Raw genomic sequence first — 19,768 nt, forward strand, 5'->3', positions numbered from 1 at the left:
GCCGCATCCAAGCTTCAAATGTGTAAACGATGTCCCCGGTTTCAGATGTAAAGGATGTCTACGGTTCTACACCCCCGCTGGGCTGCGCAGCAGCCCCAATAAGGGCTAACGAGTAGGCCGAGGCACAAGGTTTTGGGGCTGCTATGCAGCCCAGCCGGGGACAAGCCCCCCGCGCCACATCCCGAAAAAACAATAACAAGGACGGTACCTGCGGGACCGTCCGACTGCGGGGAGTCAGATTGCAATGAACAATGAAATTCTGTCGATTATAGTGCTGGTGGTTATCTTCGGCATCGCCAGCGTGTTGCCCATCAATATGGGCGCGCTGGCCTTTGCGGCGGCCTTTGTGGTCGGTTCGGTGATCCTGGAAATGACCCCGGCGACGATCTTTGCCGGTTTTCCCAGTGACCTGTTCCTCACCCTGGTCGGGGTCACTTACCTGTTCGGCATCGCGCAGAACAACGGCACCATCGACTGGCTGATCGAGCGCGCCGTGTTGATGGTGCGTGGACACGTTGCCTGGATCCCCTGGGTGATGTTCGTGGTGGCGGCATTGCTCACCGGTTTCGGTGCACTGAGCCCGGCGGTGGCGGCGATTCTTGCGCCGATTGCGCTGAACTTTGCCGTGCAGTACCGCATCAATCCGGTGCTGATGGGGTTGATGGTGATTCACGGCGCCCAGGGCGGCAGCTTCTCGCCAGTGAGTATTTTCGGTGGCATTACCAATCAGATCGTGGCGTCCTCCGGGCTGCCCTATGCGCCGTTCACGTTGTTCATCACCAGCTTGCTGTTCAACCTGGGGATTGCCATGGTGGTCTTCGTCGTGTTCGGTGGTTTGCGCAGCGCACGCCTGTCGCTGGCGCCGGTCGCGTTCGGCCCCACCTTGCATACGGCGGGCGCCTCTCTGGCGATTCTCGGGCATGGCGGCACGCCGGCGTCCCCGGCCTATCACCGCACGGACCTGACCGGCGCCGGCGCGCCGCTGCAGGCCGTCAGCGGCCTGGACGGGGCCAAGCTGTCGACACTGATCGGGCTGTTGGCCCTGGCGATTTCGGCCCTGGTGTTCAAGTTCAATATCGGCCTGGTGGCGATGACGGTCGCGGTGGTATTGGCCATGTTCGCGCCCACGGCGCAGAAAGCAGCCATCGACAAAGTCAGTTGGTCCACGGTGCTGCTGATCACCGGGATCATCACCTACATCGGCGTGATGCAGACCATCGGCACCATCGACTATGTCGCCCATGGCATCTCCGGCCTGGGTGAGCCGTTGCTGGTGGCGTTGCTGCTGTGCTTTACCGCCGCGATCATTTCCTCCTTCGCCTCGTCCACCGCATTGCTGGGAGTGATCATTCCCCTGGCCGTGCCATTTCTGAGCCAGGGCCATATCAGTGCAGTCGGCGTGGTCGCGGCCATCGCCATTTCCACCACCATCGTCGACACCAGCCCGTTCTCCACCAATGGCGCACTGGTGGTTGCCAATACACCGCCCCAGGAACGTGAAAAGGTGTTGCGCAGCCTGTTGATCTACAGCGCGGTCATTGCCCTTGTGGGGCCGTGCGTTGCGTGGTTGACCCTGGTGGTGCCCGGAGTGCTTTGACGAGCGAGTTGAACAGCGGCTCCAGAGCCAGTCGCGCACGGCTGTCCTGGACTGAGGCCTGAACCCTCTCTTCACCGAACACCAGGCCCTGGAGGTAGGTGAAGTGCAGGTCGAGCAACCCGAGCGTGCCCAGTACCTGGCGCAGGTAGGGCGTCAGAAAGTCCGGTTGCCGTGCCTTTTCGCCCTGGTGAAAACCGCCGGAGCCGACCAGTACATACACTGGGCGGTTGCTCAGCAGGCCGGTCTTGCCCTCGGGCCCTGAACTGAACGTGCGATGGATGCGCAGCACGTAGTCGATCCACAGTTTGAGCGCAGCGGGCAGCGTGAAGTTGTGCATCGGGGTGGCAATGAGCAGGATGTCGCAGCGTTCCAGTTCGCGGATCAGCGCTTCGGAAACCTCGAATACCGGTGCATCGAACGGCGTGGTCGTCGCCAGTCCACGGGCGTAGTCCATGCCCAGTGGCGGCAGCGGGTGAGTGCCCAGGTCGCGCTCCACCAGTTCGAGCCTGGGGTGCTGCTGGCGCAGGGCATCCACCAACTCCAACGCCAATTGGTTGGCATGGGAAACCTGGCCATTGGGGCTGGCGTTGATCAATAGAACACTGTTCATGGCTGATTCTCTGTCTGAAGACTTTGGGTGAAGTGCATGCCGTGGGCCAGCAGGCCTTGGCGAAAGTAAAAACGCTGGGCCAGCGGCATATGCAGCCCGGTGTCCAGCACGAAATGGGCGCAATCGTGCTGCACGGCCTCTGCGCGAACGGCGTCCAGCAGCCGTGCGCCCAGGCCGCTGCGCTGCAGGTCTGGGTGCACCACCAGATCATCGACGTAGATGAAACGCCCGTAGAGCAGGTTTTCCAAGGCGCGGTAACCCGCCAGGCCGACCACCTGCCCAGCGTTCCACGCGGCCAATAAACGGTAGCCTTGTGCGGTTTGGCGCAGCAGTTGCGCCACATAGTTGGCCGGGTCGGCGATATGGGGCCGCAGTATGCGCATAAGGTCGAAGCTGGCCTCGAAGGCCTGTTGGTCGGTGAGATGTCGGAGTGTATAAGCCATATGTTGTGCGCCGTAGAGTGATGGCTGACCTTAAAGCCACGATGACTTAAGCTACAGGGCCGAAAAGTGCATAAACGACTAGGCCATGATTCCTTCCTTCCCGCTCGACCGAAGCCAGAGCGCGCCGATCTATCGCCAGCTTTACCAGCGATTTCGCGAGGCCATTGCCGATGGCCGCCTGCGCCCTGGGGATCGTGTGCCGGCTGTTCGCGCCTTGGCGGCGCAGTTGAACCTGGCGCGCGGTACGGTAGAAGCGGCTTACCAACTGCTGATCGGGGAGGGTTACCTGATTGCTCGGGGGGCCGCCGGGACGATCGTCAGCCCGCAGTTGGCGGCGGTTTCGTCGTCCATCGTTCCTGCGCCGGTTGTTGCGGCGCAGTACCTGCCCAATCATTGCGGGGCGCTGCCGCTCGCGCTGCAGATGGGCCTGCCCGCACTCGATGCCTTTCCCCGTAAGCTCTGGACCCGGCTGGCAGGCCGTCAACTGCGCCAGGCTGGCCTCGAGGGGCTGGTGTACCCGGACCCGCGCGGCCATGCACCCTTGCGCGCGGCCATTGCCAGCTACCTGGGGATTTCCCGGGGCATTACCTGCCGCCCGGAGCAGGTGTTCGTGTGCGCGGGCTATCGCGCCTGCCTGGACCTGATCAGCCACACGCTGATGCACCCAGGTGATCGCTGCTGGCTGGAAGAGCCCGGCTATTTCATGGCGCGCAACGCGTTACTCGAAGCCGGCGCACAGTTGGTGCCGGTGGCCGTGGATGACCAGGGGCTGGACGTCGCCCAAGGCATTGCACGCTGCCCGGATGCGCGCTTTGCTGTGGTCACGCCGACCCACCAGAGCCCGCTGGGTGTGTCGCTGTCACTGCCGCGTCGGTTGGCGCTGTTGGACTGGGCCAATCGCCAGGGCAGTTGGATCATCGAGGATGATTACGACAGTGAGTACCGCTATCAGGGCAAGCCCTTGCCTGCGCTCAAGAGCCTTGACCAGCAGGGCCGCGTGCTCTACACCGGGACCTTCAGCAAGGTATTGTTTCCAGGCCTGCGCCTGGCCTATCTGGTGGTGCCGCAGGCACAGAGCGAGGCCTTTGCCCGTCAGGCGGATCGTTTGCATAACCACTGCCCGCAGCTCCTCCAGGCGACCGTCAGCGCGTTCCTCTACGAGGGGCACTTTGCACGGCACCTGAAAAAAATGCGCACCCTCTACGCCCGCCGCCGCCAGTGGCTGGTCGCGGCGCTGCAGCACCAGTTTGGCGAACGCCTTTCGATCAACCCCCAGGCCGGCGGCATGCACCTGATCGCAGGCCTGCGCGACGGCGATGATGTTGAACTGGCCCAACGTGCTCGGGCCATTGGTATCGCCGTCGAGCCACTGTCACAGTGGTACCTGGAGGCCAAGCCCAGGCACGGGTTGGTACTGGGCTTTACCAACATCGCCACTGCCGAGCAGGCGGCGACGGTGGCGCTTCGATTGGCTCAAGTGATCCCGGTTTGTGCACACGATCCCGAGAAGATCTGTGCTAGTGTCGACCCATGACCGACTATTGCCTGACCTCGACCACTACCACCACCACCGCTCAAAGCGGAGCGTGCGAGGTGTCGTGAGCCAATAGCCAACGAACTTCAAAGGCCCGCCAGCGATGGACAGGGCCTTTTTCATGCCCTTGTGTCGCTGGTTCAAACGCAAGGAGATGCACCTATGTACGCCCTTTTAGTACTCGATATGCAAGTCGCACTGGTCCACGGCCCGCAAAAGCCATGGCGCTGCGAAGCGCTGCTGGACACGGTGAACGTCTTGATGGACAAGGCGCGCAACGCAGGCGCGCCGGTTTTTCTCGCTCGCCACACCGGGCCGGTGGGTTCAGCCATCGAACCCGGTAGCCCGCTGACCGAAGTCGTGCAGGAATTGAAGCTGCTGGGTGATGAAACGGTGTTCGATAAACAGCGCCCCAACGCCTTTGCATTGACGGGACTGGCGGACAAGTTGCGCGCCTGCGGTGCTACGGGCGTGGTGGTCACTGGGCTGAAAACTCAATACTGCGTCGACAGCACCTGCCGAGCAGCACGCGATCTTGGTTTTGACGCCGTACTCATCGCCGACGGCCATAGCTGTTCAGACACGCCAGAGATCAACGCCCAGGACATCGTCGCGCATCACAATGCCACGCTCGACGGGCCGTTCTGCCGGGTGGTCCGGGCTGAGGAGTGGTGGTTCTAGGCGCCGCCAAGAGCTGGGTACCGCGCAGCGTGGTTCCAGCAGCGCGGGTGATTTAACCGCTGCGCGGCGCCTGCGTTGGCAAGCTGCGCAACACCGCCCGCACCGGGCTCGCGTCCAGCGCCATGAACTTGAGGGGCAGGGCGATCAGCTCATAGTCGCCGGCCGGCACCTCATCCAATACCAACCCTTCGAGAATGGCCATGCCATGGCGCTGGATCGCGTGATGCGCATCCAGCGTCTTGGAGTGCTGCGGATCCACCGAGGGGGTGTCGATGCCCACCAGTTTTACTCCGTGGCGGGCCAGGAGTTCGATGGCAGCCACGGCAATCGCCGTGGAGTGTTGATCCCAAATGCAGGGGTCACTGTGGCGATAGGTGCGCAACAGGATGCGTTCGGGCGCCTGGGCCAGGTGTGGCAAAAGCTGGGCCGGCCGGACTAGGCCGTCGCTATCGAAACAATGAATCACCCGGCAGGTCCCCAGGTAAGGCTCCAACGGCACCGAGCCAATGGCGGCGCCGCTGTTGCTGTAGTGCAGTGGCGCATCGGCGTGGGCCCCGGTGTGGGCGGAAAGGGTGATCTTGCCGACGTTTACCGGGCATTGATGATCCAGCACCCACACGGGCTCCTGCTGGTAGTCGGTGTCGCCGGGCCAGGTGGCGATGGCCGTGGTGATCGGCGGGCTGATATCGAAGAGTTTGCGCGTAGGCACTGACGGCGCTCCTGGAAGGCTCAGCACAGGTGGCTCAAGGGTGGCAGGCAGCGGGTCACTTCGTGCTCCACGGCGTCGAGGTTGATCGAGGTCAGGTCGCTGTGGTTGGCCACTGCGAATTTCAGCAGTTGCTCCTGGATCTGCCCGCGAGCCATTGCCTGGGCGTAGGGCAGGCGGCTGAAGGTGACCATGCTGTAACGCGGGATAAAACGCGTCGGTTGGCGCTGGGCCATGATTTGGCCCAGTTCGCGCTCCAGCAAGTAGGTGGGGCTGGCCACTTTACTGCTCATCTCCACGTAGTTTTCCAGGGCCATGGCCTGGATCGCCAACGCATCGGGTTGGCGCTGGGCGGTGAACGCCGCGAGTGCGCTGGCGTTGTCGGCGGCCGATTGCAGGTGTTCGGCGAGGGCTACGGCGTCTTCCAGTGCACAGTTCATGCCCTGGCCATGGAACGGCACCATGGGATGGGCCGCATCGCCCAGCAGCACGGCCTGGCCGCCGACATGCCAGGTGGTCAGGCGCAGGGTTGCGAGCTTGCCGGTGGGGTGGTGCTCGAAGTCTTGCTCCAGGCTGTCGAGCATCGGTGACAGGTCGGGGAACTGGCGCTGGAAAAACCTTCGCGCGGCATGCCCATCCACCAGTTGCGCAAAACACGGGCTGGCGGGTTGTGCCGCCGGGCTCTGGTGATGCAGGAACAACGTCACCGTGAAGCTGCGGTCCAGGTTCGGCAGGGCGATGCACATGTAGTCGCCATGGGGCCAGATATGCAGGGCGTTGGGCTCCAGGTTGAATTGCGCGCTGGCCTCGGGAGTGATCTGCAGTTCCTTGTAGCCATGGGGCTGGGTTTCCAGGTGCTCGCCCAGGTCGACGACGCTGGCCATGGCCTGGCGCACCGCCGAGTTGCAGCCATCGGCGCCGATCAGCAGATGGAAGCGTTTCTCCAGGCGCTCCCCCGACACGTTGCTGAGGGTCAGGCGTTGGCGCGCAAAGTCCACGCTGTCGAGCCCCAGGTTGAAGTGGATACTCGCGCCGGCCGCTTCGGCGCCGTCGAGCAAAATGCGGTTCAAGCGATCCCGATTGATCGACCAGATCACCTCGCTGTCATCACGCCCGTATGGCTGCAGGTTGGGGGGCGTGCCGGGCACATGCACCATGCGCCCGCGCATCATCACCGCTTCTGCCAGTACTTCGCGCTCTAGCCCGGCCAAACGCAAGGCATGGGCGCCTCGTTCGGCCAGCGCCAGGTTGATGGAGCGCCCCCGGGCGCCGGTTTCGATGCGCGGGTCGGGGCGTCGCTCGAACAGGTTGACCTGCCAGCCGTTGCGGGCCAGCAGGCGCGCGACCAGGGTTCCGGCGAGCCCTGCGCCGATAATGGTGACTTGACGAGCGTTGTCTGTAGCAGTCATGGCGAATTCTCGTGGGGGAGGGGTCAGAGGCTTGAGCGCAGGCTCCAGAGTTCAGGGAACAGCACGGTGCCGAGCATCTTGCGCAGGTACTCGACGCCTTCGGTGCCGCCGGTGCCTTTCTTGAAACCGATGACCCGCTCGACCACCGTGACGTGGCGAAAGCGCCATTGGCGAAAGGCGTCTTCGATATCCATCAGCTTTTCGCCCAACTGGTACAGGTCCCAGTAGCGCTCCGGTTGGCGGTAGACCTGGACCCATGCGGCCTCCACCGAAGCATCGCTGCGGGTCGGCTCGCTGGGGTCGGCGTCCAGCCGCAGTGCGCAGATGGGCAGGTCCTGGCGGGTCATCTGCTGGATGATCGCGTCGTATAACGACGGGGTGTGCAGGCACTGTTCAAGGTTTTTGGCGATCTGCGGGGTGTGCTGGTGTGGAAGAAGCATGGCGCGGTTTTTATTGCCGAAAATGAACTCGATCTCACGGTACTGATAGGACTGGAAGCCAGAGGCATTGCCCAGGTCCGAGCGAAAACTGATGAACTCCATGGGGCTGAGGGTCGCGAGGATCGCCCATGAGCTGACCATCTGCTCCATGATCCGCAACACCCTGGCCAGCACCCGGTGACTGCCCGCCAATTGGCCCTGATCGATCAACTGGCGGGCGTGCCGCAGTTCATGCAACAGTAACTTCATCCACAGTTCCGAGGCCTGGTGCTGGATGATAAAGAGCATTTCGTTATGTTGTTGGGAGCGTGGAACTTGTGCGTCCAGCACTTTATCCAGTCCCAGGTAATCGCCGTAACTCATGCTTTCGGCGAAGTCCAGTTTGGCGTCATGCCACTGTTGGGGTTTGGCTTGGTGCATGTAGGGGCAAGGGCACATGGAATTATTCCTCCCCGGGGGGAATTAAAAACATCCGCCGGCGACGGCAGGCAAGATGGTGATTTGGTCATGTTGGGCGACGGCGCTGTCGAGACTTTGCAAGAAGCGGATATCGTCATCGTTGATATAAATATTGATGAACTTATGCACTTTATTACCCTCGACCAGGCGCGCCGCGATGCCGGGATACTGCTGCTCAAGTGCGTCGATAACTTGCCTGACCGTTTGCCCTTGGGCCTCGACGGTTTTCTGGTTGGCGGTCAAGTTACGCATCAGGGTGGGGACAGTGATCTTCATGGGATGGAACTCCGTGGAGGGTTAATAGGGCGGTGTTTCGACACGTACTTCTTCTTCGCTGACGCAGCCTTGGGCAATCCGGAAGCTGCGCAGCGGCGGGTCGTAGTCCGCAGTAGTCACAATCAGGTAATGGGCGTTGGCGTCGGTGGCGAACTCGATATCGGTAGCGCTGGGGTAGGCCCGCGATGCGGTATGGGAGTGATAGAACACCCGTGGCTCTTCATCGCGGGCATCCATCTCGCGCCAGACCTGGAGTTGTTGCCGTGGGTCGAAGGCGAAGTACACCGGGGAGCAGGCACTGTTGGTCATCGGGATCAAGCGTGTGGCGCGCTCACTGTCGATGGCCGCGGCGATGATGCCGCAGCACTCGAGTGGGTGCGCCTGGCGGGCCTGGTCAAAGATCGCAGTGATGATGTCTTGGCTGAGCAGCAACATAAGCGGGTCCTCAGTAGGCCGGCAGTGTCGGCGCATAGGCCGCGGCCCAGGCCAGCACTCCGCCTTCGAGGCTGCGCACGTTACGCAAACCTTGCTCGGCCAAGGCCTGGACCACCGTCCGGGAGCGGCTGCCGGCCTTGCAATACACGACGATCTCGGCGTCTGGCGAGAGCTGGGCGGTGTGCGCACCGCTGAGCATCTGCTGCATCGGGATCAGTTGCGCCTGGGGGATATGCAGGATGTCCCACTCGTTTTTTTCGCGCACATCGATCAATTGCAGGGGCTGCTTGCTCAGTCGCAGGGCCTGCAGGGCATGGGCATCCAGGCTGGGCACGCTGGCGGGGGGCGCTGTGCTGCCCAGGCCGCACAGGTGCTGGTAGTCCAGTAGCGCGGTGATGGGCTGGCGCTGGGGGGCCGGGCGCAAGGGCAGGAAGCGATAGCTCATCTCCAGGGCGTCGTACACCGCCAGGCGTCCGAGTAGGGAGTTGCCGATGCCGGTGATCAGCTTGATCGCCTCGGTAGCCATGATCGCCCCGATGGACGCGCAGAGCACTCCCAACACACCACCTTCCGAGCACGACGGCGCCAGATGGGCGGGGGGCGGCTCGGGGTACAGGTCGCGGTAGTTGATCCCCCCGCTGGGGGCCTGTTCCCAGAACACCGAAGCCTGGCCCTCGAAGCGATAGATCGAGCCCCAGACATACGGCTTGCGCGCCAGCACGCAGGCGTCGTTGACCAGGTAGCGGGTGGCGAAGTTATCGGTGCCGTCGAGCATCAAGTCATAGTTGGAAAACAGCGCCACGGCGTTGTCGTTGTCCAGCCGTTCGTTATGCAAGTTGATCTGGATGTGTGGATTGAGCGCTTGCAAAGTACGCTTGGCACTTTGCGTCTTGAGTTGGCCGATTTCTGCAAGTCGATGAATTACTTGTCGTTGCAAGTTGGAGTCGTCCACGACATCGAAGTCGATGATGCCCAGGGTGCCAACGCCGGCCGCCGCCAAGTACAACAACGTCGGCGAGCCGAGGCCGCCGGCACCAATTACCAGGACTCGGCTGTGTTTTAAGCGTTGTTGTCCCTCAAGGCCGATTTCCGGTAATAACAGATGCCGGCTATAACGGCTTATTTCACTGGCACTTAATGTGGCGCCGGCTTCTACCAAGGGTGGAAGTTGCATGACTGTTCCTGTCTTGAATGAAATTTTGGATGAGAAAAGTCCGCACCTTGATCAGCGAGTGGCGCAGGCGTTTGCAGTTAAAAAAGTTCTACTGATTAACGAATGTTCAGATCGGGTAGAAGAGCCCGTGATGGTGCGCGCAAACGGTGAGGCTCATCACCGACTTGAATACCTCCATTTCCTCCAGGCTGCCCACGGTGACGCGCACCCACTCCGGGGCTTCGGGCCACGTACGGCCGATATGCACGCCGTTGTCCGCCAGGGTTTGAATAATCTGCGGGGCCTGTTCGCCGACTTTCATCATGAAACAGCTCGACTGCGAGCGCGTGCATGGAATGTCCCGTGATTGCAGCCAGTCGATGGTTTCGTTGCGCGCCCGGATAATCGCCTGCTTGCGCTGCGCTACCTGGTGGCCATGGCCGAGGCTGGCCAGCGCAGCCTGGGCGGCGGTGATCGAGACGTCATCTGCCGGCAGGGTGGTGATGCGCTGCAAGGTCTGCGGTTGGGCCATCGCCATGCCGATCCGCAGGCCCGCCAGGCCATAGATCTTGGAGAAGGTGCGGAGCACGATCAGGTCCGCGCGTTGCTCGATCCAGGGCAACATCGAGGGTTCATCGCAGAACTGCAGGTAGGCCTCGTCCACCAGCAAGACCGCGTCCCCGGGCTTCTGCGCCAAGGCCTGGAGGATGGCGTTGTGCGGGGTAATGGTGCCCGTGGGGTTATTGGGGTTGCAGAGGTAGATCAGGCCGGCGTCTTCGACGGCGCACATGCGAGCCAGGTCGTGGGCACCGTCCTTGCGCAGTGGCACTTTATGGACGTCTGCCCCTGCGCGTCGGGCCGCCAATTCGCAGATCGGGTAGCCCGGGGTGGCCACGACCAGGGAGCGGCCGGGCCCGGTAAAGGTCGCCGCCGCATAGTGCAGGGCACGGTTGGAGCCTGGGTATAGGGTCAGGTGATCCGCCGGCACCGCCAGCTCCAGCGCCAGTGCCTGGTGCAGTTGGTCGATCGCCCCGAAGCCATAGCGCCCGCAGCCCGGCAGGCTGTCGCGCGCAGCGTCCAGGGCCGGGGGCAGGGGGCCGAAGGGTGACTCGTTGAAGTTCAGGTAGACCACGCGGCTTGCCCCCTGGCTGCCACTGCCGACGCTGGCGCTCTGGGGCGAGAAGAGCTGGCTGTTTCTAAAGAAGTTGGAGAATTTCATCTGGGTTGTACGTCCTGAAATAAGGGAGCGTGCTCAATTACGTGTGCCCGACACCGACTTGGGTGTGCGCCCGAAAAACTGGCTGAACGCGGTGCTGAAGTTGCTGGGGTGCGAATAGCCGACGCTATAGGCCGCCTCGGCGACTTGCCGGCCGGCTTCGAGCAATTGCCAGGCTTTGTGCATGCGCGCTTCCAACAGGCAGCGTCGCGGCGTCACGCCGAAGTACCGGCGAAAACCGTCCTTCAAGCGCGATTCGCTAAGCCCCACACAGCTGCACAGGTAATGGTTGGTCAGGGGTTGGGCCATCTGCGTGAAGATGATCTGGCGCGCCTGCTCAAGCTTGTCCTGCTCAGGATCGCTCAGGCGGCGCTGGGTGGCGGTGGCTGGTGTGAGTATCTGCAACTGCTCCGATAGCAGGCTCAGGGCATGGATGCGCAGGCCCAGTTTGTCCGGGTTGTTGATTTCTTTCAGTTGGGTCAAGGCCTGGATATGCGCACGGCTGCTGCTGGTGTTGGCATGGAAGGTCAATTGCCGCAAGCCACTGTTGGGGGCGTGGGGCTCGCACAGCAACTGTGCGCAGCGCTCCTCGCCTATGTAGTCGGCCAGGGTGTTTTCACTGACGATCAGGCGTAGCTGTTGCACATCCTGGCGAGCGCTGAAACGTCGCTCGCCACGGCCATCGCGAAAGCTGTTGATTGAAGTCTGGCCGGCCTTGAAGGTCACTCGGTTGCCGTGCTGGTCGCAATATTCGGACTCGCCGCGTAAACCGAAGGTGATCACCAGGGTGCGTTGTTCGGTTTCCTGATGGCTGGTTTCCACCAGGTCGGCATGGGGCATGTAGCGTGAGCGCACCAGGCTCAAACCTGGTTCCAACAGGTGCCGTTCGAAGTGGCATTCACCCACCTGTGAGGGCAGCCGATAAGCCACCCAGTCCTGGGTCTGGCACCGCGTGGTCGGGTAAGCCTGTCTAGCCGATATCCTTTCTAGCATCACTGTTATCTCGAGTTGTCTCGTCGGGATTGACCACACGTTAGAGCTATTCCCAAAAGGGTGGAATAGGTCGCGCCGGAACCCATACGAAATTCGTTGAATGGCATACAAACAAGAATCATTATCATTTTGCGCGACTGATACCATTTTTGCCATTGAACCAATGAGCACGTTTGGGAGCGCATCAAATGAACGTCAATCAGCCTGGGGCCGGTCGTTACGCCTGGGGAAAAAGTACATCGCTATGGGCCGCCTTGTTGGTCGTTACGGCCCCGCCGGCCAACGCGCAGGAAGAGTTGCCGGCGATCACCGTGACCGCCAATGCCTTGTCCCAGAGTGCCGAGTCGGTGCCGGCGGCGATGAGTGTGTTCGATGGCCAGACCCTGGAGCGTGAACATGTGCAGGACCTGCCGAGCGTGTTGCGGCGGGTGCCGGGTTTTGGCTTTCAGCCCTTCGGCCAATCGGCGATTCAGCCACCGGTGGTACGCGGTATCAGCTCCAACTTTGCATCTTATTCTTCATCGGCGCTGATGATGGTCGATGGCGTTCCGACGTTCATGGCACAGGGTTTTGACCATGACATGCTCGGCATCGAACGCGTCGAGGTGCTGCGTGGGCCGCAATCGGCGCTGTACGGACGCAACGCCGAAGCCGGGGTTGTGAACATTTATACCCGCGCCCCGGATAACACCCCCCACGCCCGGCTCTCCACCGAGTTGGGCAGCCGCAACAAGCGCGTAGCGCGCGCCGATCTCAGTGGTCCGCTGGTCGAGGACCGCTTGTTCCTTGGGGTCACCGGTAACTGGAGCGAGCAGGATGGCTTTATCGATGACCGCTACCACGGCGGCCAGGCCGACGACCGCAAGAAGCACGGCGGCCGCATGGCCTTGCGCTGGACACCGAATGACACCTCCGAGGCCATCCTGCGTTACTCGCGCCAGGACTATGACGACGGCGCAGCTCAATGGGGGGCATCCGGTACCCGGCGCACGCGGGTCAGTTCTGGTGTGCGTGGCTGGGATCATTCCAGCGCGCGCAGCGTGTCCCTGGACCTGAGCACCGAACTGGCTTCGGGCTTGAAGTTTCGCTCGGTGACCGGCAACAGCGACTTCTATGACCGGGTCCTGCAGGACACCGACTTTCGCCCCGCCGACGCCCTGCATATCGGGCGTGATAACCACTTCAATACCTTGTCCCAGCAGTTCACCGTGGAGGGCACTCTGGGCGACAGCCAATGGGTTACCGGGGTGTACTTCGACCGCGACCGCCACGACCTGGGCGGCGAGCAAAAGACCCCGATGCGCCTGCTGCCCTACAGCGCCAAACTGCAAGGGCACAGCGCCGCGCTGTTCAGCCACTGGATGATCCCTGTGGCCGAGCGCTGGACCCTGACCCTGGGCGGTCGCGCCGAACGTGACTTCGTACGCTTTACCCCGCAGGGCGGCGACTCCCGCGATGCGTCCTGGAAGCGCTTCTCGCCCAAGGTTGCGTTGCAATACGAATGGATGGACGACGCCTTCGTCTATGCCAGCGTTGCCGATGGTTTCCGCGCCGGCAGTTTCAATACCTTCAGCCCGGCCGCCAACTACCCGGCCTACGCCCCGGAAAAAGTCCGCTCCTGGGAGATCGGCCTCAAGGGCGGTGCCCTTGACCGTCGCCTGCTGTACTCGGTGGCCCTGTACACCATGGATATCGATGATATGCAGGTCCAGCAGATGCTCACCCCCGGCGTGGTGTACATCGCCAATGCCGCGTCCGCGCGCTCCAGTGGCCTGGAATTACAAGCCGACTACCTGTTGGGCGAGGGCTGGAAGCTCCAGGGTGCCGTGGCCCTCAACCGCACCCGCTTCGACACGTTTACCGATGCTGCCAATGACTATTCCGGCAATCACAACCCCTTCGCCCCGGACCTGACCGGCAACCTGGGCCTGCGCTACGACGCCGAGAACCGCTGGTACACCCAGCTCAACCTGAGCGCCGTCAGCCGCACCTACCTGGACGCGGCCAACAGCAACCGCCGCGCCGGCTACGGCCTGATCGACCTCGACGTGGGGCGCAGCTTCGAGCGTTTTGAAGTCAGCGCCTACGTCAACAACCTGGCCAACAAACGCTACGACGCCGTGGGCTACCAGAATGGTTTCGTGGACGTGTACAGCCCCCCTCGGGAGTTGGGATTGCGCCTGACGTTCGACATGTAAACAAGGGAATCCAGACCGTGAATATTATTGATTTCAACCACAGCCATCCGCTGCAGGCCTATTGGCAACTGGCCGGCGCTGCGGTCCAGGCCGAAGCCCTGACGCTGGCCCTGGAGCTGGACCTGTTCAGTGTGCTGGCGCAGCCCCTCGACGTGCCGACCGTGGCTGCGCGCCTGCAACTGGCGCCGGGTAACACCGGGCATTGGCTTGAACTGCTGTGGAGCATGGCGCTGTTGCAGCGCATCGACGGCCCGAACGGCAGCCGCTATGGCCTCAGCGAAACCTCCCGGCGCTATTGGCTGCCGGGGCCGCAGGGCTGCGTCGACGCCTGGCATTATCGGGTCAAGGCCCTGCGCCAGGCAGGTGCCGGCCTGCGCCAGCGGGTGTTTGGCGAACCGGTCACGGCGCCCGCCAAACCCGTCAGCGGTGGTCAGGATTGGGCCGCGGCGGCAGCCACCCATATTGCCCAGGAGCAGCGGGCGATCAGTGTGCCCGCAGTGTTGGGGTTGTTGCAGATGCTGCCCGAGGTGCAGCACGCCGAGCGGGTGCTGGATCTTGGCGGCGGGCCGGGGTTGGTGGCCCAGGCTCTGGCGCAGCGCTACCCCGGCCTGCACGCGACAGTCTTCGACTGGCCACCGACGGCGGCGGTGGCCGGGCAACTGGCGGCCGAAGCGGGTTTGCAGGAGCGGGTCGCAATCATCGGTGGCGATCTGGCCAAGGACGGATTCGGTGAAGGCTATGACGTGATCTGGTGCTCTTCGGTGCTGCATTTCGTGCCCGATTGCCTTGGCCTGCTGCGTCGCGTGCATGGCGCCCTGCGCCCCGGCGGGGTGTTTGTCTGCGCCCACGCCGAGCGTTCCGAACAACCGGCGATGAATGCCCGAGTCATGCCTTACTACCTACCGATGCTCATGGCCGGGCGCTTCGTCCCGCGTGCCGGGGAATTGGTCGGGCTGCTGACCCAGGCCGGCTTCGCCACGGTAGAGCATGCCGGTGAGTGCGACTTCCCGATGGCGCCGCTGACCGTACGGCTGGCCCGCAAGGGTGTGCGATGAGCCTGCTCAAGCACCTGACCTTGCACCTCTCGGCGTCGGCCTGGTCGGCAGAACTGGCCCCCGTGGCCGAGGCCCTGGCCCGCCGCTTGAAGGCTCAGGGTGGGCAAGTGGCGACAGGTGGCCAAACCTTGTGCGATGACGCAGGGCATCAGGTCCAATTGCACCTGCGGCCATGGCCCGCGCCCTCGACCGTGGCCGCTAGCGCTGCGCTGGTGGAGGCGGTGGTCGGCCTGACCGCCTTGCACCAACGCTCCAGCGGCGAGCCTTTACCCCTGGGCGTGGATTACTGCGCGACGTTCACGGCCTCGCTGTTGTTGACTGCCGCACTGGCCAGCCTGCTGGGGCAGGCGCGTGGTCTGCCTGCGGCGCGGCTTGCCATGAGCCATGGCGGTGCGGCGCTGTTGGCGATCGGCCAATATCTGGCCATGGACAGCGCCGACGGCGGCTACCCACCCGAGCCCGCTCCCCCGGCGGATGCGGTGCGGCCTCCCTTTACCAGTGCCGATGGCGTGGTGTTCGAACTCGAAGCCCTGAACCCGGATGCCTGGCTGCGATTCTGGCAGCAGGCCGGGGTCGATATTGCCGTGGCTGGCAAGGGCTGGCGTCCCTTTATGCAACGCTACACCCGAGCCACGGCTTGGTTGCCGGCCGCACTGATGCGCGCCGCCAGTGAACATGATTTTGCCCAGTTGCAAGCCATGGCGAAGGAGGCGGGCACTGCACTGTGCGCCTTGCAGCGTTGGCAGGATTGCCGTAACCAACCGGTGTTCCAACCATGGATTCAGAGCGGTGGCTGGCGCTGCACCGAATTCGCCCCAGGGCCAGGCGTGAACGGGCCCGACGAGCAGCAGCCACCACAGCATGCCGGTCTGCCGTTGCAAGGGATCACCGTGGTGGAGTGCTGTCGCTTGATCCAGGGACCATTGGCCGGGCATGTGCTGCGGCTGTTGGGCGCAACGGTGATCAAGGTCGAACCGCCGGGAGGCGATCCGATGCGCGGCATGCCGCCAATGGCCGGTGAAATCTCGGCGCATTTCGACGCGATCAATCGGAGCAAACAGACTGTACAGATCGATTTGAAAGCCCCCACCGGGCGCGCCGAACTGCTGGCTCTGCTGGCTCACGCCGACGTGTTTCTGCATAACTGGGCTCCGGGGCGGGACGAACAATTGGCCTTGCAGCCGCACACCCTTGCACGCCTGCTGCCGCGGTTGATCTATGTCTCGGCCTCGGGCACCGGGCCCGCACCGACATCGGACCAGCCCCTCGGTACCGACTTTATGATCCAGGCCTACAGCGGTCTGGCCGAGCGGATTCGCCAGCCCCACGGCGCTGCTGGCGGAGCGCTGATTACCCTGGTCGACGTACTCGGCGCAGTGGCGGCGGCCGAAGGTATTGTCGCCGCGCTCTACGCCCGGCAACGCGATGGCCGCGGGCGCTACCTCGATTCCTGTATGGCCGGCGCCGCCGCGCTGCTGCTGGCCGGGCAACCCGATGGGCAGGCACCGGAACCGGCCGAGGCCTTCGCCTGTCGCGACGGTTGGTTGATGCTCGACCGCGCGCAGAGCGCCCGAGGGCGCGATGGCCTGGCCCGTCTCCAAGCCGACCCGGGCCTGGCGCCCTGGTGCGCCGAGCAAGACACCCATGCCTGCTGCCGCGCGTTGCAGGCTATGGGCGTGATGGCCGTGGCCGTCACTGCCGACCTGCGCCAATTGCCCGATCTACCTCTGCTGGCGGGCGCCTTGCGCCAATCGGCCTACCTACATGTGAACAACCCCTGGGAGATTTCCAACTTATGAATGGCGCCTTATTGGCCCGGGCGGCTGTCGACAGCCACCCAGGCCACCCCGAATTTATTGACCTGGTGCCCCGCGCCCTGCGACAGCAGTGGCGTGAACAGGGGTTGTATCAGGGCCTGGATCTGTTCTCCTCGTTTTATCGCCTGGCCATGCAACAACCCCAGGCGCTGGCAGTGGCGGATGCCCACTACTGCCTGAATTACCAACAGTTGCTGGCGCGCGCCTTGAGCCTGGCCAAGGTCTTGCAGCAACAGGGCGTGGTCGCCGGTGATGTGGTGGCGGTGAACCTGGCCAATGGTTGGCAGGCCTGTGCCCTGGACCTGGCCGTGGCGGCGCTGGGGGCGGTAGTGCTGCCGTTTCCCATTGGTCGCAAGAAGCATGAAAGCCGTTCGCTGTTGCAGCGCTCCGGGGCCAAGGCGCTGGTCTGCGCGCGCTGGGTCGGCGAAAGCGACTATGGGGCGATGATCGATGAGCTGGGCGCGCAGTTGCCGGCCTTGCGCATCCGCATTCTGCAGGGGCCGTGCCTGGAGGGCTGGCTCGATCTGGAGCAACTGTGGGATGGACCGCAGTTGGCCTATGAAGCGGGGTGGATTGATGCCGATGGCCCGGCGCGGCTGATTGCGTCCTCGGGTTCGGAATCGGAGCCAAAGCTGGTGGCCTATTCCCACAATGGTTTGCTCGGTGGCCAGGCGGCTTATCTCGATAGCCTGAGCCAGAGCGGCGCACCGGTGCGGGCGCTGTTTTGCGTGCCCCTGGCCTCGCCATTCGGCTCACTGGCCACCTCCTGTGTGATGGCCGCCCAGGGCGGGGCGCTGGTTACCCTGCCGCGCTTTGACCCCGATGAAGTGCTGCGCGCGGTGGTCAGGTACCAGGTCACCCACCTGTATGCGGGGCCGAATATGGTCGACCTGTTGCTGGCCAGCCCGTTGTTGCAGCAAAAACCCTGGTCCAAGGGCGCGCTGGCGCTTGAGGCCATCATTAGCGGCGGGTCGGCCCTCAGTGCCGAGACCGCCCGTGGCGTGAAGCGCCTGTTGGGTTGCAGCCTGATCCAGTCTTACGGCTCGGCGGATGGCGTGGCCTGCCATACCGCCCTCGACGACCCTGCGTCGGTGCTGGTGAGCAGTGTGGGCAAGCCGGACCCACGCGTGGTCAGCGTGCGGATCATGGACGAGCAGCAGCAAGCGCTGGCGCTGGGCGAAGTCGGTGAAATCTGGGCCCTCGGCCCCATGACCCCGCTGTGCTATTACGGCGCCCCAGAGCTGAACCAGAGCGCACGGGCAGCCGGTGGTTGGGTCAAGACCGGTGACAAAGGCCGACTCGATGCCGAGGGCCGCCTGCAAGTGGTGGGGCGCAAGTCCGACGTGATCCTGCGCAAGGGGGTCAAGGTCAATGCCGGTGAGTTGGAAATGCTCTTGCACGAACATCCACAGGTACTGGATGTCGCGGTGGTCGCCGTACCCCAGGCAAGCGGCGAGGGTTGGGTGCAAGCCTGTGTGGTGCTGCGTGATCCCCGCGAGGGCTTGAGCCTGGAGGCCGTCAATCATTTCCTGCAACACCAGATTGGCCTGGAACGCTTCAAATGGCCGGACGCTATCAGCGTGCACCGGGCATTTCCCCTGGCGCCTTCGGGGAAAGTCGACAAAGCCACCCTACGTGACGAACTCTCGAGCACTAACATGAACGTATCTGCTTCTTGCGTAACCCTCAGTGCCGCGCCGATTCTCGACCTCCTGACCGGGGTCGAACGGGCCGGGGTGCTGCGCGCCGCCATTGAACTGAAGGTCTTCGATGGCCTTGCCGAACACCCCGCCAGCGCCGCGACCCTGGCCCGGCAGCTGGGCACCAGCGAGCGCGGCATGCGCATCCTGCTCTCGGCCCTGGCCGGGTTGGGCCTGCTGCACATTGGCGATAACGGGTGCTACGGCCTCAACGACCTGTCGCGTCGCTACTTGCTGAGCCAGAGCCAGCAGTATGTGGGAGGCCTGGCCCATGTCTACAGCGCCGACCTGATGTGGGAAACCTTCCGCGATTTCAAAAGTGCGGTAATCGCCGGCAAAAGTACCCTGGCGCAGAACATCGAGGCCGATGACCATCCTTACTGGCAGGAGTTTGCCGCCGGGATCGAGAGTACCAGCCGCACCACGGCGCGGCGGCTGGTGAAGCTGTTGGATGACTGGACGGCACGGCAGACGCCCCTGCGGATTCTTGATGTGGCGTGTGGCAATGGCATCTATGGCTTTACCTTCGCCCAGCAGTACCCTCAGGCTCAGGTCACTGGCCTCGATTGGCCGTCGGTGGCCAGTGTCACCGAGGGTTTTGCCAGGCAGTTCGGTGTGGCCGAGCGGGCGCGAGTGATCGGTGGCGATATCTTTTCGCTGCAGATCCCCGGCCAGTACGAACTGGTGATCATGAGCCAGATTCTCCACCACTTCGACCCAGAACGTTGCCGCCAGTTGATCGCCCGCGCCCGTGGGGTGCTGGCGCCCGGTGGCAAGCTGCTGATCAGCGATTTCATGACCACCGGCCTCGACCCGGCCCTCGATCCGCTGCCCCGTTTGTTCGCTGCGCAGATGCTCGGCCTGACCGACTGTGGCGACACCTACGCCGTGAGCTTTATCCAGTCGTTGCTGTTGGAGCAGGGCTTTACCGAGGTCACGGCCCAGCCCCTCAAAGGCCTGCCGATCCACTGCCTGCTGGCCAGCTCCCCGACCTGATCTGTTCAACCTTGCCCATGGACCGCCATGGGTAGGGCTTTTTATTGTCT

General features: G+C 63.3%; 17 protein-coding genes. 7 read left to right on the top strand and 10 right to left on the bottom strand.

The window, feature by feature from the left end; translation table 11 throughout:
- The first annotated feature begins 244 nt into the window (after positions 1–244).
- On the top strand, positions 245–1,597 hold the full coding sequence (locus BHC62_RS17805) for an SLC13 family permease (protein WP_070995683.1): 1,353 nt from the start codon (positions 245–247) through the stop codon (positions 1,595–1,597).
- On the opposite strand, the gene BHC62_RS17810 is transcribed toward BHC62_RS17805, so the two are convergent.
- The gene (locus tag BHC62_RS17810; RefSeq protein ID WP_070995684.1) at positions 1,536–2,207 is read right to left on the bottom strand and encodes an FMN-dependent NADH-azoreductase; all 672 of its coding nucleotides are present in this window, start codon (positions 2,205–2,207) and stop codon (positions 1,536–1,538) included. The genes BHC62_RS17805 and BHC62_RS17810 overlap by 62 nt on opposite strands.
- Entirely contained in the window at positions 2,204–2,650 is a 447-nt protein-coding gene (locus BHC62_RS17815) for a GNAT family N-acetyltransferase (protein ID WP_070995685.1), read from the bottom strand. Before BHC62_RS17815 ends, BHC62_RS17810 begins: the two co-directional genes overlap by 4 nt.
- Before the next feature lie 85 nt (positions 2,651–2,735).
- Between BHC62_RS17815 and BHC62_RS17820 the strand changes: the two genes are divergently transcribed.
- A complete protein-coding gene (locus BHC62_RS17820; protein WP_070995686.1) occupies positions 2,736–4,184 on the top strand; it encodes a PLP-dependent aminotransferase family protein in 1,449 nt (482 codons plus the stop codon).
- Between the two features lie 162 nt (positions 4,185–4,346).
- The gene (locus tag BHC62_RS17825) at positions 4,347–4,865 is read left to right on the top strand and encodes an isochorismatase family protein (RefSeq protein WP_070995687.1); all 519 of its coding nucleotides are present in this window, start codon (positions 4,347–4,349) and stop codon (positions 4,863–4,865) included.
- 52 nt (positions 4,866–4,917) lie between these two features.
- On the opposite strand, the gene kynB is transcribed toward BHC62_RS17825, so the two are convergent.
- From kynB to BHC62_RS17865, 8 genes are all read right to left on the bottom strand, one after another.
- Positions 4,918–5,574 (bottom strand): arylformamidase, encoded by a 657-nt coding sequence (gene kynB, locus BHC62_RS17830; protein ID WP_070995688.1) that lies wholly within the window; start codon positions 5,572–5,574, stop codon positions 4,918–4,920.
- Between the two features lie 20 nt (positions 5,575–5,594).
- The gene (locus BHC62_RS17835; RefSeq protein WP_029293793.1) at positions 5,595–6,980 is read right to left on the bottom strand and encodes an NAD(P)/FAD-dependent oxidoreductase; all 1,386 of its coding nucleotides are present in this window, start codon (positions 6,978–6,980) and stop codon (positions 5,595–5,597) included.
- A 23-nt stretch (positions 6,981–7,003) separates the two neighbouring features.
- Positions 7,004–7,858 carry a tryptophan 2,3-dioxygenase gene (locus BHC62_RS17840; protein ID WP_029293795.1) on the bottom strand — a complete coding sequence of 285 codons (855 nt, stop codon included), beginning with the start codon at positions 7,856–7,858 and terminating at the stop codon, positions 7,004–7,006.
- A gap of 24 nt (positions 7,859–7,882) precedes the next feature.
- Entirely contained in the window at positions 7,883–8,155 is a 273-nt protein-coding gene (locus BHC62_RS17845) for a MoaD/ThiS family protein (protein WP_029293797.1), read from the bottom strand.
- Between the two features lie 21 nt (positions 8,156–8,176).
- Positions 8,177–8,590, bottom strand: coding sequence for a M67 family metallopeptidase (locus BHC62_RS17850; RefSeq protein WP_029293800.1), 414 nt, complete (start codon positions 8,588–8,590; stop codon positions 8,177–8,179).
- Between the two features lie 10 nt (positions 8,591–8,600).
- On the bottom strand, positions 8,601–9,764 hold the full coding sequence (gene moeB, locus BHC62_RS17855; RefSeq protein ID WP_070995689.1) for a molybdopterin-synthase adenylyltransferase MoeB: 1,164 nt from the start codon (positions 9,762–9,764) through the stop codon (positions 8,601–8,603).
- 106 nt (positions 9,765–9,870) lie between these two features.
- Entirely contained in the window at positions 9,871–10,962 is a 1,092-nt protein-coding gene (locus BHC62_RS17860; RefSeq protein ID WP_050492808.1) for an aminotransferase class I/II-fold pyridoxal phosphate-dependent enzyme, read from the bottom strand.
- Positions 10,963–10,995: 33 nt separating this feature from the next.
- Positions 10,996–11,814: an AraC family transcriptional regulator gene (locus BHC62_RS17865; RefSeq protein WP_224791099.1), complete on the bottom strand. Its 819-nt coding sequence runs from the start codon at positions 11,812–11,814 to the stop codon at positions 10,996–10,998.
- 326 nt (positions 11,815–12,140) lie between these two features.
- On the opposite strand from BHC62_RS17865, the gene BHC62_RS17870 reads away from it, so the two are divergent.
- Genes BHC62_RS17870 through BHC62_RS17885 form a run of 4 tightly spaced genes read left to right on the top strand, consistent with a single transcriptional unit; the run spans position 12,141 to position 19,718 of the window.
- Complete coding sequence (locus tag BHC62_RS17870) at positions 12,141–14,150, top strand: TonB-dependent receptor (protein ID WP_029293809.1); 2,010 nt, start codon at positions 12,141–12,143, stop codon at positions 14,148–14,150.
- 17 nt (positions 14,151–14,167) lie between these two features.
- Positions 14,168–15,205 carry a methyltransferase gene (locus tag BHC62_RS17875; RefSeq protein ID WP_029293811.1) on the top strand — a complete coding sequence of 346 codons (1,038 nt, stop codon included), beginning with the start codon at positions 14,168–14,170 and terminating at the stop codon, positions 15,203–15,205.
- A complete protein-coding gene (locus BHC62_RS17880) occupies positions 15,202–17,004 on the top strand; it encodes a CoA transferase (RefSeq protein WP_070995690.1) in 1,803 nt (600 codons plus the stop codon). The genes BHC62_RS17875 and BHC62_RS17880 overlap by 4 nt, the downstream gene beginning before the upstream one ends.
- Entirely contained in the window at positions 17,001–19,718 is a 2,718-nt protein-coding gene (locus BHC62_RS17885; protein WP_070995691.1) for an AMP-binding protein, read from the top strand. Before BHC62_RS17880 ends, BHC62_RS17885 begins: the two co-directional genes overlap by 4 nt.
- Positions 19,719–19,768: the final 50 nt, after the last annotated feature.

It is taken from the genome of Pseudomonas sp. 06C 126, assembly GCF_001855215.1.
Classification (GTDB): Bacteria; Pseudomonadota; Gammaproteobacteria; order Pseudomonadales; family Pseudomonadaceae; genus Aquipseudomonas; species Aquipseudomonas proteolytica.

What these genes read in the sequence shown, in the direction of transcription:
- moeB (WP_070995689.1), bottom strand. Translation starts at nt 9,764, where the DNA reads ATGCAACTTCCACCCTTGGTAGAAGCCGGCGCCACATTAAGTGCCAGT.
- BHC62_RS17810 (WP_070995684.1), bottom strand. Translation starts at nt 2,207, where the DNA reads ATGAACAGTGTTCTATTGATCAACGCCAGCCCCAATGGCCAGGTTTCC.
- BHC62_RS17860 (WP_050492808.1), bottom strand. Translation starts at nt 10,962, where the DNA reads ATGAAATTCTCCAACTTCTTTAGAAACAGCCAGCTCTTCTCGCCCCAG.
- BHC62_RS17825 (WP_070995687.1), top strand. Translation starts at nt 4,347, where the DNA reads ATGTACGCCCTTTTAGTACTCGATATGCAAGTCGCACTGGTCCACGGC.
- BHC62_RS17870 (WP_029293809.1), top strand. Translation starts at nt 12,141, where the DNA reads ATGAACGTCAATCAGCCTGGGGCCGGTCGTTACGCCTGGGGAAAAAGT.
- BHC62_RS17835 (WP_029293793.1), bottom strand. Translation starts at nt 6,980, where the DNA reads ATGACTGCTACAGACAACGCTCGTCAAGTCACCATTATCGGCGCAGGG.
- BHC62_RS17880 (WP_070995690.1), top strand. Translation starts at nt 15,202, where the DNA reads ATGAGCCTGCTCAAGCACCTGACCTTGCACCTCTCGGCGTCGGCCTGG.
- BHC62_RS17840 (WP_029293795.1), bottom strand. Translation starts at nt 7,858, where the DNA reads ATGTGCCCTTGCCCCTACATGCACCAAGCCAAACCCCAACAGTGGCAT.
- BHC62_RS17850 (WP_029293800.1), bottom strand. Translation starts at nt 8,590, where the DNA reads ATGTTGCTGCTCAGCCAAGACATCATCACTGCGATCTTTGACCAGGCC.
- BHC62_RS17815 (WP_070995685.1), bottom strand. Translation starts at nt 2,650, where the DNA reads ATGGCTTATACACTCCGACATCTCACCGACCAACAGGCCTTCGAGGCC.
- BHC62_RS17805 (WP_070995683.1), top strand. Translation starts at nt 245, where the DNA reads ATGAACAATGAAATTCTGTCGATTATAGTGCTGGTGGTTATCTTCGGC.
- BHC62_RS17845 (WP_029293797.1), bottom strand. Translation starts at nt 8,155, where the DNA reads ATGAAGATCACTGTCCCCACCCTGATGCGTAACTTGACCGCCAACCAG.
- BHC62_RS17820 (WP_070995686.1), top strand. Translation starts at nt 2,736, where the DNA reads ATGATTCCTTCCTTCCCGCTCGACCGAAGCCAGAGCGCGCCGATCTAT.
- BHC62_RS17885 (WP_070995691.1), top strand. Translation starts at nt 17,001, where the DNA reads ATGAATGGCGCCTTATTGGCCCGGGCGGCTGTCGACAGCCACCCAGGC.